At 58.2% G+C, this 607-nt stretch carries 1 protein-coding gene; it reads right to left on the bottom strand.

The features are described 5' to 3' along the window. Nucleotides 1–359, bottom strand: a 359-nt coding sequence (locus ACZ2IA_RS22790; protein ID WP_470294873.1) for a phosphatase PAP2 family protein, incomplete at its 3' end; no start/stop codon positions are given. Between the last annotated feature and the right edge of the window lie 248 nt (nucleotides 360–607).

Below are 607 nucleotides of genomic sequence, written 5' to 3'. Positions count from 1 at the left end.
AGTGAGGCCCACATCAAGGCCAGCCCCAAGGTAAAGAATACCGTGGCGTGATCACTAGGGAAGGAGGCCTCCGGTTTGTGTGCCAGGAAGGTGTGTCCCAACCCAATCATGAATGGCCTCGGGTGTGGCCAGTGCATGCTGGCCAGCTGGTTGCAGCCCAGTGCGAACGCAACACTCAGGGCGGCAGCCAATGCCGCCGCTCTGTTCCCGCGCCCACCCCATAGCCACAGCCCGGCCAGCAACAGTGGTACACCATAGATAAGCCACTCCGCCAGGACCGTCGCCATGAAGAGCATCCCAGACGAGGGGTGTGCGCTGGCATTGATCATCAAGAACAGCGAGCGATTCAGTTCTTCCATGGGCTATCTCGTTCAAAGGTGAAGTATCGACGGAGGCGAAAGGCCGGCCAGCGGAATCCGACACATCGCTGCTATGGCACTTTATCGGGGTCCCGCTTAAGCCTGACTTAAGAGCACCGGCCATTGCTGCACCTAAGCTGCACTTAAGCGAGCACCGAATAGCATGACTCCATGCCCCCCACTCCGGGTGGCTCGTGCAAATCACAAGGTAAGGAACAGACTATGCGTCTTAGTGGGAAACAAATCGG

The sequence above is a fragment of the Crenobacter sp. CS_VA4 genome, from assembly GCF_055597485.1.
This window is presented reverse-complemented; position numbering and strand designations above follow the sequence as displayed.